Here is a 13,351-nt window from a genome sequence, read left to right on the forward strand (position 1 = left end):
CCTCTACTGAACCGAAAGCTTCTTCGTCAAAGCTTCAAGGTCTTCTGGCGTATCGACACCGTGTGGAGGCAGCTCTTTGGTGAGTGCCACCTGCACCTTGATACCTTGGTGAAGGAAACGCAGCTGCTCCAGTTTTTCCCACTTTTCTAGTGGTGACATGGGCATTTGCGCATAGCGCCCCAACAAAGACACGCGGTAAACATACAGCCCAACATGACGAAGTGCAGGATAATCTTCAGCAATTTGCTTTGGTGTTTGCGCGAAGCCGTCACGATCCCATGGCATGGTGGCGCGACTGAAGTACAGTGCACGACCTTTGGCATCACATACCACTTTCACCACACTTGGGTTAAAGATGTCTTCTTCACGATGGATTGGACACGCAACTGTCGCCATCTCAGACTCTTTGTCGTCTGCTAAGGCTTGTACGGCGTTATGAATTAAGCCAATTGGCAGCAAAGGCTCATCCCCCTGCACATTAACCACGATCTCATCGCCCGACCAACCTTTAATGGTCGCCACTTCTGCTAGACGCTCCGTGCCATTTTCATGATCTGTACGAGTCATCACCACATCAGCACCAAACTCTTCTGCGGCGTTGAAAATATCTTCGTGATCAGTGGCGATGGTGACTGACTCAGCACCCGCTTTTAGTGCCAATTCGTAGACCCATTGCACCACCGGCTTGCCAGCGAGATTGGCCAGCATTTTCTGGGGGAAACGCTGGGAAGCAAAGCGCGCCGGAATCACAATATGAAACGCAGGTAAATTACTCATGATCAATCTTTCTTCTCAAATTCTGGGCGCTTAGCCAGTTCATACGCCTTTTCTAACGGCATTCTCGTAGCAAGCACCAAATCAGCCACTTCACGAGCGACACCTTGTCCTGCCGAGCGTTTCAAAGTGATATCACAGTGACGTAGCAACAAAGTATGAGCATCCGCAGGACACAGTGAAATACCGACTTTTGGCATCACTTGTAGATCGATTACATCATCGCCCACATAAGCAACCTGCTCAGGCTCAAGCATCAGTGTTTGCATCAATTCATCAAACGCCGCCGCCTTATCATGACAACCGTAATAGACATGCTTCACACCAAGGTCTTCCATGCGCTTACGTAGTGGTGCAGAATCTTTCGCGGTGATAACCGCTACATCGACTCCCCACTTTGGTAATAGCTTCAACGCTACGCCATCTTTGACATTGAAACGTTTCACCGCTTCGCCATCCGCACCGTAGTAAAGGCCGCCGTCGGTGAGTACGCCGTCCACATCAAATATAACCAATTTCAAAAACGGCAACTTCTTCATCAGAAGGTTGCCGTTCACAAGCTCTCGGTAGTGTTCTAAGAAAGCAACGTCCATTAGGCACTCGTATCTAGAGTTTCAAAGGTTTTAACCAGCTCATCCAGCTGCTTAATTTGCTTTAGGAATGGCTCAAGTTTGTTCAAAGGCAAAGCACACGGCCCATCACATTTTGCATTGTTTGGATCAGGGTGCGTTTCCAAGAACATACTAGAAAGGCCTAAAGACATACCTGCACGAGCAAGCTCTGTGACTTGTGCTCGACGGCCATCCGCAGAGTCTGAACGACCACCTGGGCGCTGTAGTGCGTGAGTCACATCAAACATCACTGGGTAGTCGAATTTCTTCATTTCACCAAAGCCTAGCATGTCGACCACTAGGTTGTTGTAACCAAACATAGTGCCACGCTCACACAACATTAAGTTGCTGTTGCCAGCTTCTTCACATTTGGTCAGGATGTGTTTCATTTCATGGGGTGCTAAGAACTGAGCTTTTTTGATGTTGATCACAGCTCCCGTTTTTGCCATTTCCACCACAAGATCCGTTTGACGTGACAAGAACGCAGGCAATTGAATCACATCTGCGACTTCAGCTACCGGTGCACATTGATCATTTTCATGCACATCTGTGATCACAGGAATATTAAAGGTGTCTTTGATTTCCTGAAGGATCTTTAGACCGCCCTCTAAGCCGGGACCACGGAAAGAATTGATTGAAGAGCGGTTGGCTTTATCAAATGAGCCTTTGAAAACGTAAGGGATACCCAGTTTCTCAGTAATCTTCACGTGCTCTTCTGCAACTTTCATTGCCAGATCTCGTGATTCCAGTACGTTTACACCACTGAACAAGACAAACGGAAGGTGGTTAGCCACCTCAATAGAGTTACCAATACGGATGATTTTGCTGGTTTCTGACATAGTCGTGTCTGTCCTATTAATCTTAACGGTCGTAAATTTCTAGTAAGCCGACTACATTTTTGTTGTCGTCTACTGCTACGAGTAAAGTAATTTTGTCGCGCAGCATACGTTCTTCTGCTTCGACAATCATAGTATCTTGGGAAATCGTTTTCGGGTTAGCCGTCATCAGCTCTGACATGGTTTTACTGAGCATTCCAGCGGCATCTTTAAGCATGGCACGACGTAAGTCACCATCCGTAAAAATGCCTGCCAAGCGTTCACCCTCTTTGATCAACACCACCCCTTTACGGCCTTGAGTCATTACCGCAATGGCATCTTGTAGTGAGGTTTCTGGCGAGCAGAACGGCAAGTTGTCCTTGTGCATTAGGTCACGTACACGCGTCAGCAACTTACGGCCTAAACTGCCACCTGGGTGGAAGCGTGCAAAGTCTTGCGGTTGAAAATCACGGCATTGCATCAACGCGACAGCTAAGGCATCCCCCATGGCAATGGTCATGGTTGTAGAAGTCGTTGGTGCTAAATTGTTCGGACACACTTCACGATCAATAGCGATATCCAGCACACAGTCACAATGCTGCCCCAAAGTAGAAGTTGGATTACCGACGATCGCAATCGACTGATTACCGAAATTTTGCAGTGATGGTAATAAGCGAATGACCTCCTCGGTTTCACCTGAATAACTAATTAAGATTAGTAAATCATCTCGTTGCACCATCCCTAGGTCACCATGAAACGCTTCACCTGGGTGCATAAAGAAAGACGGCGTGCCAGTCGAAGCTAGCGTCGCAGCAATCTTTTTGCCAACGATGCCAGACTTGCCCATACCACAGATGATCACACGACCTTTGGTGTTTAGCATCATGGTCACGGCTTGGGAGAATTGCGTATCCACTCGATCGGCCAAGCCCATCAGAGCCTGTGCTTGAGTGGTAAGAGTGGTTTTAGCGCTGGTGATCAGTGTTTGTGAATCACAAGACAAAGTAGACTGGGTTTCGCTCATGGGCCAACTCGAATTCGTAAATAGTGGCGCCATTATACAGAGGCAAAAGCAGAACGCCTACCAAAGCAAGGTAGGCGTTCCATTTTGTTTTACTTAAGACAAGTCGCGTATTGACCCGCTAACGCTTCAAGGAAAGCAGGGTAGCTATCATTTGACAGCTTCAATGATACGCCAAGTGGATCAAGAACAGCCGTTTTTACATCTGTTCCATCAATCAAGGTTTCAACAATAGCTGGGCTGAATTGCGGCTCACTGAAGACACAAGCCACATTGTGTTCTTCGATTTCTGTACGGATATTCGCAACAGTTTTTGCCCCAGGCTTACGCTCCGGACTGAGTGTCACTGCACCCTTGTTATTCAGACCATAATGACCTTCGAAATAGCCATACGCCTCATGGAACACAAAGTATGGCACATCTTTAATAGAGGCCAGTGTGGCTTCCACATTATTATCCGCAGTTTCTAGAGCCTCAACAAAGTCTTGATAGTTAGCAGCGAATTCTTGCTTATGTTCAGGATCAAGTTTGCTTAACTGCTCCATTACATTGTGCGCTAGAACTTTAGCATTAGCAGGATCTAACCAAACATGTGGGTCTGTGCCAGTGTGATCATGACCTTCATGCCCATGTTCTTCATGGTCGTGATCTTCATGGTCGTGATCTTCATGCTCATCATGATGTGCTTCATGATCATGTTCTTCGTGGTCATGATCATGGCCTTCTTCACCAAATTCACGAAGGTAAGTACCGCTCAAAGCCATCCATTCGATGTCTTTTTTGCTGGAAAGATTTGCTAATGGTTTTTCTAGGAAGGTTTCAAGTGACTCCCCCACCCAAACAACCAAATCCGCTTGATCCAATTTACGCAGGTCCGATGGACGCATAGCGTAATCATGTGGCGATGCTTGGTTATTCACTAACTGCTCAACCTTGACTTCATCACCACCAATGGCCGTGACGATCATTGAGACAGGCTTAATAGAGGTAACAACTTGAGTTTGAGCAAATGCAGAAACAGACAAAAGTAAAGAGGCAGGTAAAGCGTACTTCAACATGAGATCGGGTCCAACCATAAAAGATGTTATAACATAACAATAACAACTTTCCAGATAAGACTCAATCCCATCAACACAAATTCTTCGCTGACTTATTAAAATTCAGACCAGTCTTTTACCCTAACTACTAATCCCGCACGCTGGCCCACAGGAAGTTGAGTATTGGGAAAGACAATGGCATCCCCTTCTTGCTCGATCATATATTGTCCTAGGCTCGACTCAGCTAACACAAACCCCGCCTCAAAGCCTGTGAAGTTTTTCAAATCACTGGGGATATTTAGCTGATAGTCCTCACTGTCTTTCGTTAACACATCAATGACTTCAAATAGCTTCATATCTTTTACTGGCTTTTCGGCCAGTTCAGCTTTATTTAGTAAAGCCACTAATGAATCATGAATAGCACTCAGTCTAGTTAAATCATTTTCCCCGAAAGGCTTAACCTGGCCTAACTCAACCGTCGCTGCATGGGCGCCATGAGTCGCATAGGAGTGATAAGAGAATGTCGTTGCAGGCTGGTGCGATAACAGTACGGCTTCAATGTCACAAGCTGCATGAAAAGCAAATTGAGCTAGGCTGTAAGATTTGCCATTCGTAAAAGGATGCACTGCAAACTTTTCATATTGTGATCCTCTAATTGCGGTATGAAGATCGTAATGAAATTTCTCACCGACGTGATGATCATCAAAAAAGCGCTTTACTGACGCCTCCAAATGCTTCGCTCGCTCCACTTCCATGCCTTCATAGCGCTGCCAAGCACCGCAAAATAAACGATTTAGATTTACATCACAGAAACGAGTACCTTCGAGCATGGCTTTGGGGTGACCCAAAACCACCAGCAAGCGAGTATTTAGCTCCAGTTCACCTGCTAAAATTTGCTGCACTAGAGCGTTCACTAATTCTATTGGGGCCGTTTCATTTCCATGTATCCCGGCAGAAAGAACCACACTGTGTCTGGGGGCTTGCTCAGGCTCAATATGTAAAACCCCTGGATGTTCTAGATAAGCATCCCCTCCTGCGAAAGACCAAGTCATAGTCTCTTCAAAAAATGGATGAGCTAAAGTAAAAGCAAGTAGGTCATTATTCGGGATCGACATATCACACTCCAAATCAGAAAACTCTGCTATGCTAGCGCAATTATCGAAGCAACATTTAAATCATTATGCATATGATTTTCTCTTCCAAACAAAATGTCGCATACAGAAAACTCAAGGTCCTAACATACGCCTAGATTAGCCCTTTCAAAAGCACTTACAAATCGTTACCCTTCCTACTCAGTTAGATAGAAGATTATCCATATGTCAGAGTCCGATGAAATCATTACCCTTGTGAATCGCAATAACCAAATCATCGGTGATATCCCTCGCCGAAAGATGAATTTTAAGGACGATATTCATCGAGTTACCTTTATCCTTGTGTTTACCGGCCCGGACACTTTGCTGTTGCAAAAACGTACAGACAACAAAGCCTTTTGCCCCGGATATTATGGTGTGACAACAGGTGGTGTCGTTGCCAAAGGCGAAAGCTATGATTTGTGTGCTCAAAGAGAGCTTGAAGAAGAGCTGGGGTTAATCCTTCCTTTGAACGTGGAAGGTATGTTTTTTACAGAAGGAGATGGCTTTAGAATTTGGGGTAAAGTGTATACATGTCATTACGATAAATCACTGCATGGAAAATTAGCGCTTCAAGCAAAAGAAGTGGCAGAAGTCATCGAAATGCCGATCAATGAGATCATTAGAAACCCTCGAAACCTTCCGTTTACCCCAGATTCCTACGATGCCCTTTGTCATTATTTAGAAAACCGTTTACAGGTCAGTAACAATGTCCCTTAAACAGATCACTCATGGATTCATTGCTCTATCAGTCGCCTTGGTATCTTGCTTAAGTGCACCAACCTACGCCAAGGAAAAGGCTCATTGGCAGCAGTATCAGTATATCTATGACAGTTTTTTAAGAATTGCCTTACAACGTGAGTACGATCAATCACAGACTCCTCGTCTTGTCCGTTGGGAACAACCCATTAAAATATATTTTGAAAGTGATATTGGAGATAGCTATTTACAAGGTCAATTACTGAGCGTTCATACAAAACATCTGACCAGCATCACTGGCGTACCTATTTACTATACTCAAGATATCAAGCAGGCCAATATCATTGCCTCTTTTACTAGCAAGGATCAGATAGAAGACAAAGTGTGGCGTTATATTGGCAATCCAGAAAATATTCGCCAAGCACTTGATGAAGCAATTTGTCTTGGGAACTTTGGTGTAAGCCAAGCAGGAGAAATTCAACGTGGTGTCATCCTCATACCGGTTAACTACGCAAGGCAAAATGCACGTTTTTTAGACTGCATTGTTGAGGAGATCACTCAACTCCTTGGACTCCCTAATGACTCAGACGAGGTATACCCCTCTATCTTCAACGATGTTAGTTCGGATATTTACTTATCTCCTTTAGACTATATTCTGCTAAAGATACTTTATTCGCCTCGATTAAAGGCAGGGATGACAGCCAAACAAGTAGATCAAGTTCTTCCTGATGTACTAAATGATTTGTATTACCTAAAAATCATCGATAACGCAGCTTCTCTGGTTCAGCAAGGTAGTCTCAAAAATTTTCTGGGTGATTAAAGCCTAAGTTGCATGTATTAAGTACGTTTTTATTAACCAGAGTCATAAATTCTGGTTATTACATCTTTTTTTTCTCTCAAGTTAGGTAAAATGCCCATCAACTTGAACACTCACTCGGAGAAATTGAATGTTTCCAGAACTCAAGAACGACCGTTTTCTGCGTGCACTACTGAAACAACCCGTCGACGCGACTCCCGTTTGGATGATGCGCCAAGCTGGCCGCTATCTTCCAGAGTACCGTCAAAGCCGTGCTCACGCTGGCGACTTTTTGAGCCTTTGTAAAAACGATGCGTTTGCTTGTGAAGTAACACTTCAACCTCTAGAGCGTTACGACCTAGACGCTGCGATTCTCTTTTCAGACATCCTAACTGTTCCCGATGCGATGGGCTTAGGTCTGTATTTTGAAACCGGTGAAGGCCCTAAATTCAAGCATGTGATTCGATCCGCAGCTGACGTGGAAGCGTTGCCAATCGCAAAAGCATCAGATCTTGATTATGTCATGAAAGCAGTAACGACCATTCGTCACGCTTTAAATGGTCGCGTTCCTTTAATCGGATTTTCAGGTAGCCCTTGGACACTCGCAACCTATATGGTCGAAGGAGGCTCTAGCAAAGACTTCCGTCATATTAAGGGGATGATGTATTCCGATCCAGACACCCTCCATGCTTTGCTAAACAAGCTAGCAATTTCTGTTACCGATTATTTAAACGGTCAAATTAAAGCTGGCGCACAAGCGGTTCAAATTTTTGATACGTGGGGCGGTGTCTTAAGCGGTCCTATGTACCAGCAATTTTCGCTAATGTACATGCGTCAAATTATGGACGGTTTGATTCGTGAACATGAAGGGCGCAAGATCCCTGTCATTCTGTTCACAAAGAACGGTGGTCAATGGCTTGAAAACATGGCTGCAACGGGCCCTGATGCATTGGGCTTAGACTGGACGACTGATATGGCGGAAGCTCGTGCACGTGTTGGCGATAAAGTAGCGTTACAAGGTAACTTAGACCCTTGCGTTTTATACGCAGGTAAAGACGTTATTGAACGAGAAGTAGCCAATGTGCTGGAAGGATTTGGGCAAGGTACAGGCCATGTATTCAACTTAGGGCATGGCATTCATCAGTTCGTGGATCCAGAACGTCCTAAGTATTTAATTGATGCAGTTCATGAGTTAAGTCGCCCATACCATGAACCTAAGTTTGATGATTTAGACGCGTTAAACGACCAATAACACAGACGTAAACTCAGGTGCTCTTACTCTTAAAATGGAGAGCGAAGAGCACCTAGTTTTTGTAAGCAAATCTCTTCTGGCTGATGCCTATCTCTAACCCACAGACCATTTTTTTTCCTTTGAACAGATTGAAAATCTCCATTCAGATAACAACAGATGTGATCTATACCATACTCATCTAACCAAGATAAACGCGCCAATACCGTCGTTTCGTCAAAACCAATAATCACCAGCCTTAAAAAGCGCTCACTCTGATCATCTATGACTTTTAAGCTTTGTAGACACTGAGGCATTGATTGGTATGAAACACTAATGTCCTCATTATGGTTTAGACGACTTTTCAAACTACTTAAAAACTCGTCCACCCCTTTTTCAAAAAGCATCAAGCTCTGTTGGTCCACAATTTTCTCCAAGATAAACTTAAACTTATTTTTTGCTATTAACTGTAGAACAATTTTCTTCATTTAGTAGCGAGTGGCGCATTTGAATGGTAATTTATAGCAAAACAATGCCTTCAATGGAGAAACTCTATGAAATTAGTAACAGCCATAGTTAAGCCCTTTAAACTCGATGAAGTGCGCGAAGCACTTTCGGAAATTGGCATTAACGGCATCACTGTTACAGAAGTAAAAGGCTTTGGCCGTCAACGAGGACACACGGAGCTGTACCGTGGTGCTGAGTATGTTGTTGATTTTCTTCCAAAAGTAAAACTGGAATTAGCGATCGATGATGACCAAGTAGATGTTGCTATTGAAGCGATTCAGAAAAGCGCTAATACCGGTAAAATTGGTGACGGCAAGATATTTGTTACAGCTTTAGAACAGGTAATTCGTATTCGTACAGGCGAAACGGGTGCAGAAGCTATTTAAGCTGTTCTCATTCTAATATAGAAATTTAAAAGAGGTGCTATCCATTGAAAGCACCTCTTTTTTTAGGCCCTTAGCCTGATAAAGAGTAAGTTATCCTTTATCAGGTACCTTAATAGATAAGGTGCCTAAGTAGCGGTTTTGACGTTTTTCTACAAGCTTAAAGATATAAATAACACCAATACTGATCACCAAATAGATGGCGCCTGCTGCCAAGAAAATCTCGATTGGAGTATATGTACGGGCAATAATCGTTCTTGCCATACCCGTCAAATCTAGCAATGTAATCGTACTTGCCAAGGCACTCGCCTTAAGCATCAAAATTATTTCATTACCGTATGCAGGTAACACAATACCAAAGGCCCTCGGCAACAGTATCCGACGATACATCTGAGCCTTAGTCATACCAACAACCTTACATGCCTCGACTTCACCTTCTGGTATCGCTTGAATTGCACCACGAAATATTTCAGCGGTATAAGCCGAAGTATTCAGCGTGAAAGCAATGATTGCACACCAAAAAGGTTCTTTGAGTACAGGCCACAAGAAACTTTCTCGAACCGCCTCAAATTGCGATGCACCGTAGTACACCAAAAATATCTGAACTAATAATGGCGTTCCGCGAAAGAAAAAGATGAACGCAAACGGTCCAGTACTAATAAGAGGGTTCTTCGAAATTCGCGCTAATGCGATGGGTAAAGCAACAATCGCCCCCAACACAATCGACAAAATCACTAATTTTATTGTCATCCACGTGCCACTTAGCAAACGTGGAAAGTATTCAATGACGACAGAAAAATCTAATTCCACGTATTTATCCTCGAGTTAAACCACGGCTTGCACGCTTCTCTAAATAGTAAACAACCATCATCGAGACAATGGTAAGTGCTAAGTACATAAATGCGGCGACGAGATAAAAAAGGAACGGCTCTTTGGTATTACTTACTGCCACATTGGCTTTTCGCATGATGTCTTCTAATCCGACAACCGAAACCAGCGCGGTATCTTTAAGTAATACCAAAAACAAGTTACCAATACCTGGTAAAGCAACACGCCACACCTGCGGTAAAATAATGCGGAAGAACTTACGTCGAGGATGCATACCAAGGACAATAGCCGCCTCATGCTGCCCCTTTGGGATCGCCTGTAATGCACCTCGAAAGACTTCTGTAGCATAAGCCCCGAAGGTTAATCCCAGTGCGGTAACACCAGCCGCAAAAGGCCCTATTTCAATGTACTCTTCGTAGCCAAAAAGACTTGCTATCGACATCAGAACAGTGGTTGCTCCGAAGTAAATAATCAATACCGTTAGTAGCTCTGGAACACCACGAATAATTGTCGTATAAAAATTAGCGATCCATTGTAAAGGCTTGATATTTGATAATTTTGCAGAGGCACCTAATAGTCCAAGTATTAACCCGACCACTAACGATGACAACGCCAACTGAATTGTGATGCTGGCTCCTTGAAGAAGCTGATCACCAAAACCATGAAGATCTAACATAAAGCTATCTCAGTCTTAGTATTAACAATACGCCAGTAAAACTGGCGTATTGTTATGTGACATCTTAGTAGATGGAGAATGGGAAGTACTTAGCATTGATTTTTTGATAAGTACCATCAGCCATGATCTCATCTAATGCTTTGTTGAACTTATCTTTCAGGTCATCGCCTTTACGAACAGCAATACCGATTTCATCCTCTTTCTTGAAGGATTTACCTTTGAATTCGAATTTGCTGCCATCGTCTGATGTTTTCAACCAATCGTAAGTTGGTAGCTCATCAGAAAGTACGATATCAAGACGGCCTGCCACTAGATCTAGGTAAACACTGTCTTGTGTATCGTAGAATTTCAGTGTGGATTTGCCAGTAAAGTTATCTTCTAGATACTGTGCGGCCAATGTTGCACGCTGAGCACCAATCACCTTGCCATCAAGTTTTTCAAGATCAAACTCTTTGCCTTTAGGTGCAAGGAAACGTAGGCCACCAGAATAGTATTTATTCGTGAAGTCTACTTGCTTAAGGCGCTCTTCAGTGATCGACATAGATGCAATGATCGCATCGAACTTACGCACTTTAAGACCAGGAATTAGACCATCCCAATCTTGGGTAACGACTTTACAGTCAGCTTCCATTTTTTCACATAGTGCCCAAGCGATGTCCACATCAAAACCTTGTGGCTTGCCGTTGTCATCAATGTAGTTAAATGGTGCCCAAGCGCCCTCTGTCGCTATACGGATTGTATCTGCAGCATTAACAGAAAGAGAAGAAGCGGCAGCCGTGATCATCACAGCAGAACTGATTGCTAATTTCTTAAAATTCATTAGTCGGTCCTTTTGTTGGATTGTTGATTTTTTATAGTACGTCTTATTGCATTACACCAGCCAGATTAGACTGTATTTCAAAACACACCCGTCATTAGAATGCTGTCGACAAGAAAGCCTTACAACGCTCTGAGTCTGGCGAACCAAACACTTTTTGAGGTGTGCCTTTTTCCTCTACTAATCCTTGGTGCAAAAACACTACTTCACTAGAAACTTCGCGAGCAAAATTCATTTCATGGGTTACGATGAGCATGGTCCGGCCTTCTTCCGCTAATCCACGCATAACCCCCAGAACTTCACCCACTAACTCAGGATCTAGTGCTGAAGTTGGCTCATCAAACAGTAGAATCTGTGGGTCCATCGCAAGTGTACGAGCAATTGCAACACGTTGCTGTTGACCACCAGATAATTGGTTTGGGTACATATGCTTTTTATCCGCAATACCTACCTTGTTCAGTAGGTATTCAGCGTATTCGAGAACTTCCTGTTTCGGACGCTTTAAAACATGCAGCGGCCCTTCCATGACATTCTGCAAAATAGTCATATGTGGCCACAAATTAAAGCTCTGAAAAACAAAGCCTATTTTTTGGCGCATACGCGTCAGCTGCTTCATGTCCGATGCGTACAAATCTGTAGCGCCTGGTTTCAACTGAAGCGCTTCACCATTGAAGCGGATACTTCCTTGGGTCGGGTTCTCAAGTAAGTTTATGCAACGCAAAAACGTACTTTTTCCGGAACCACTCGAACCAAGAATAGAGATCACATCCCCATCATGCGCTTCCAGTGAAATTCCCTTTAATACTTCATGGTCCCCAAAGGTTTTATGGATATCCTTTAGTTCTAAAGCAGGGTCTTTAGACATTCTGATTACCTTTTTTTATGACTCTGTTTGCGCAAAGGATAAACGTGATAGCTCAAAATTTACGCAGCAATATTAGGTTCAGGTAGAACGCAACAAAAATCACGCCAACTACATTTCCCTATTCTAAAACTTTTTTCGCCAAAGTTGTCTTGTTTTCTTATCCGCATGGACAGGATTACTGTGTTTTATCGACAATTTTTTCCTTTCTTCTCTGGGAGAAACCCCAAAAAAACCCTTATAAGTCGTACTAAAATGCGGTGCAGACGTGAATCCGCAGGCATTACCGATCTCTAGAATACTTTTATCCGTTTGAGTAATAAGCTGCTTCGCATGCTTCAAGCGTAGCTCTAGATAATAACGCGATGGCACAGTATCTAGATTTTGCTTAAACAGGCGCTCCAAGTGGCGGCGAGAGACACCAACATGATAAGCAATATCATCAGACGACAAGGGCTCTCTTATGTTTGCTTCCATCAACTGAACCGCTTCAATTAACTTAGGTTGCCCTGTACCTATTCTTGCTTGAAGAGGGATCCTCTGTGGATCCTGGTTAGTACGTATTCGCTCACATACAAACTGCTCTGAAATATGGCTCGCCAAGGTCATGCCGTGTTGCTTACCAATCAAGAACAACATCATATCCATTGCCGCTGTGCCACCACTACAGGTAAACCGATCTCTGTCCACTTCAAACAACTGACTTGAAACAATCACAGCCGGAAAGGCTTCTCTCAAGCTGGCTAAATCTCCCCAATGAATGGTCGAACGATAACCATCTAACAGACCTGCACGCGCCAACACATAGCTACCAGTGCAAATTCCGCCTAAAGAAATGTTACGTTTTGAGCAAGTTAACAACCAAGCGTCTAAACTTACATCATCCTCTTGATTAACACTGGAGGCACCACAAATAATAATTGCATCTAAATCATTTGGGACTTCATCAGTAAGGTAGTTTGCGGTCGTCGCCACACCAGAATTCGAAAGTATAACTTTCGTTTTATGACCTATCGTACAAAATTGATATAAGTCCTTACCACTGACCCAATTCGCCATATGGATTGTTTCCATGGCGGATGAAAAAGCTAGCATAGAGAAGCTAGGCATTAATAAAAAGCCGTATTTTTGGACTTTTTTACTTGGTTGCATGATTTCACGTGATGC

16 protein-coding genes are annotated in these 13,351 nt (G+C 43.6%); 4 read left to right on the top strand and 12 right to left on the bottom strand.

What is annotated here, in order from left to right; translation table 11 throughout:
* Positions 1–3: 3 nt before the first annotated feature.
* The 6 genes from kdsB to astE form a co-directional block, all read right to left on the bottom strand.
* Entirely contained in the window at positions 4–777 is a 774-nt protein-coding gene (gene kdsB / locus JHD44_RS09125) for a 3-deoxy-manno-octulosonate cytidylyltransferase (protein ID WP_199462448.1), read from the bottom strand.
* 2 nt (positions 778–779) lie between these two features.
* On the bottom strand, positions 780–1,367 hold the full coding sequence (locus tag JHD44_RS09130) for a KdsC family phosphatase (protein WP_199462449.1): 588 nt from the start codon (positions 1,365–1,367) through the stop codon (positions 780–782).
* Positions 1,367–2,224, bottom strand: a complete 858-nt coding sequence (kdsA, locus tag JHD44_RS09135; protein WP_199462450.1) for a 3-deoxy-8-phosphooctulonate synthase — start codon at positions 2,222–2,224, stop codon at positions 1,367–1,369. Before kdsA ends, JHD44_RS09130 begins: the two co-directional genes overlap by 1 nt.
* A gap of 22 nt (positions 2,225–2,246) precedes the next feature.
* Positions 2,247–3,224 carry a KpsF/GutQ family sugar-phosphate isomerase gene (locus JHD44_RS09140; protein WP_199462451.1) on the bottom strand — a complete coding sequence of 326 codons (978 nt, stop codon included), beginning with the start codon at positions 3,222–3,224 and terminating at the stop codon, positions 2,247–2,249.
* Positions 3,225–3,313: 89 nt separating this feature from the next.
* The gene (gene znuA, locus JHD44_RS09145; protein ID WP_199462452.1) at positions 3,314–4,279 is read right to left on the bottom strand and encodes a zinc ABC transporter substrate-binding protein ZnuA; all 966 of its coding nucleotides are present in this window, start codon (positions 4,277–4,279) and stop codon (positions 3,314–3,316) included.
* A gap of 95 nt (positions 4,280–4,374) precedes the next feature.
* The gene (astE, locus tag JHD44_RS09150; RefSeq protein ID WP_199462453.1) at positions 4,375–5,373 is read right to left on the bottom strand and encodes a succinylglutamate desuccinylase; all 999 of its coding nucleotides are present in this window, start codon (positions 5,371–5,373) and stop codon (positions 4,375–4,377) included.
* Positions 5,374–5,574: 201 nt separating this feature from the next.
* Between astE and JHD44_RS09155 the strand changes: the two genes are divergently transcribed.
* The 3 genes from JHD44_RS09155 to hemE all read left to right on the top strand — a co-directional run bounded on the left by JHD44_RS09155 (position 5,575) and on the right by hemE (position 8,135).
* A complete protein-coding gene (locus tag JHD44_RS09155; RefSeq protein WP_199462454.1) occupies positions 5,575–6,108 on the top strand; it encodes an NUDIX hydrolase in 534 nt (177 codons plus the stop codon).
* Positions 6,098–6,907: a DUF2927 domain-containing protein gene (locus JHD44_RS09160; protein ID WP_199462455.1), complete on the top strand. Its 810-nt coding sequence runs from the start codon at positions 6,098–6,100 to the stop codon at positions 6,905–6,907. The genes JHD44_RS09155 and JHD44_RS09160 overlap by 11 nt, the downstream gene beginning before the upstream one ends.
* Before the next feature lie 127 nt (positions 6,908–7,034).
* Positions 7,035–8,135, top strand: coding sequence for a uroporphyrinogen decarboxylase (gene hemE / locus JHD44_RS09165; RefSeq protein ID WP_199462456.1), 1,101 nt, complete (start codon positions 7,035–7,037; stop codon positions 8,133–8,135).
* 29 nt (positions 8,136–8,164) lie between these two features.
* Here hemE and JHD44_RS09170 read toward each other — a convergent pair whose 3' ends face one another.
* Positions 8,165–8,599 (bottom strand): hypothetical protein, encoded by a 435-nt coding sequence (locus JHD44_RS09170; protein WP_199462457.1) that lies wholly within the window; start codon positions 8,597–8,599, stop codon positions 8,165–8,167.
* A gap of 66 nt (positions 8,600–8,665) precedes the next feature.
* Between JHD44_RS09170 and glnK the strand changes: the two genes are divergently transcribed.
* A complete protein-coding gene (gene glnK / locus JHD44_RS09175; protein WP_067031797.1) occupies positions 8,666–9,004 on the top strand; it encodes a P-II family nitrogen regulator in 339 nt (112 codons plus the stop codon).
* Positions 9,005–9,094: 90 nt separating this feature from the next.
* Here glnK and JHD44_RS09180 read toward each other — a convergent pair whose 3' ends face one another.
* The 5 genes from JHD44_RS09180 to JHD44_RS09200 all read right to left on the bottom strand — a co-directional run bounded on the left by JHD44_RS09180 (position 9,095) and on the right by JHD44_RS09200 (position 13,336).
* Entirely contained in the window at positions 9,095–9,811 is a 717-nt protein-coding gene (locus tag JHD44_RS09180; RefSeq protein ID WP_199462458.1) for an ABC transporter permease, read from the bottom strand.
* Positions 9,812–9,815: 4 nt separating this feature from the next.
* Positions 9,816–10,505: an ABC transporter permease gene (locus JHD44_RS09185; protein WP_199462459.1), complete on the bottom strand. Its 690-nt coding sequence runs from the start codon at positions 10,503–10,505 to the stop codon at positions 9,816–9,818.
* Between the two features lie 64 nt (positions 10,506–10,569).
* Positions 10,570–11,325: a transporter substrate-binding domain-containing protein gene (locus JHD44_RS09190; protein ID WP_199462460.1), complete on the bottom strand. Its 756-nt coding sequence runs from the start codon at positions 11,323–11,325 to the stop codon at positions 10,570–10,572.
* Between the two features lie 94 nt (positions 11,326–11,419).
* Entirely contained in the window at positions 11,420–12,187 is a 768-nt protein-coding gene (locus tag JHD44_RS09195) for an ABC transporter ATP-binding protein (protein WP_199462461.1), read from the bottom strand.
* A gap of 123 nt (positions 12,188–12,310) precedes the next feature.
* Positions 12,311–13,336, bottom strand: a complete 1,026-nt coding sequence (locus JHD44_RS09200) for a GlxA family transcriptional regulator (protein ID WP_199462501.1) — start codon at positions 13,334–13,336, stop codon at positions 12,311–12,313.
* Positions 13,337–13,351: the final 15 nt, after the last annotated feature.

The organism is Marinomonas ostreistagni (genome assembly GCF_016461785.1).
In the GTDB taxonomy this organism is placed as follows: Bacteria; Pseudomonadota; Gammaproteobacteria; order Pseudomonadales; family Marinomonadaceae; genus Marinomonas; species Marinomonas ostreistagni_A.

Coding starts and splice junctions, on each gene's coding strand:
- kdsB (WP_199462448.1), bottom strand. CDS start 777: ATGAGTAATTTACCTGCGTTTCATATTGTGATTCCGGCGCGCTTTGCT.
- JHD44_RS09130 (WP_199462449.1), bottom strand. CDS start 1,367: ATGGACGTTGCTTTCTTAGAACACTACCGAGAGCTTGTGAACGGCAAC.
- kdsA (WP_199462450.1), bottom strand. CDS start 2,224: ATGTCAGAAACCAGCAAAATCATCCGTATTGGTAACTCTATTGAGGTG.
- JHD44_RS09140 (WP_199462451.1), bottom strand. CDS start 3,224: ATGAGCGAAACCCAGTCTACTTTGTCTTGTGATTCACAAACACTGATC.
- znuA (WP_199462452.1), bottom strand. CDS start 4,279: ATGTTGAAGTACGCTTTACCTGCCTCTTTACTTTTGTCTGTTTCTGCA.
- astE (WP_199462453.1), bottom strand. CDS start 5,373: ATGTCGATCCCGAATAATGACCTACTTGCTTTTACTTTAGCTCATCCA.
- JHD44_RS09155 (WP_199462454.1), top strand. CDS start 5,575: ATGTCAGAGTCCGATGAAATCATTACCCTTGTGAATCGCAATAACCAA.
- JHD44_RS09160 (WP_199462455.1), top strand. CDS start 6,098: ATGTCCCTTAAACAGATCACTCATGGATTCATTGCTCTATCAGTCGCC.
- hemE (WP_199462456.1), top strand. CDS start 7,035: ATGTTTCCAGAACTCAAGAACGACCGTTTTCTGCGTGCACTACTGAAA.
- JHD44_RS09170 (WP_199462457.1), bottom strand. CDS start 8,599: ATGAAGAAAATTGTTCTACAGTTAATAGCAAAAAATAAGTTTAAGTTT.
- glnK (WP_067031797.1), top strand. CDS start 8,666: ATGAAATTAGTAACAGCCATAGTTAAGCCCTTTAAACTCGATGAAGTG.
- JHD44_RS09185 (WP_199462459.1), bottom strand. CDS start 10,505: ATGTTAGATCTTCATGGTTTTGGTGATCAGCTTCTTCAAGGAGCCAGC.
- JHD44_RS09190 (WP_199462460.1), bottom strand. CDS start 11,325: ATGAATTTTAAGAAATTAGCAATCAGTTCTGCTGTGATGATCACGGCT.
- JHD44_RS09195 (WP_199462461.1), bottom strand. CDS start 12,187: ATGTCTAAAGACCCTGCTTTAGAACTAAAGGATATCCATAAAACCTTT.
- JHD44_RS09200 (WP_199462501.1), bottom strand. CDS start 13,336: ATGCAACCAAGTAAAAAAGTCCAAAAATACGGCTTTTTATTAATGCCT.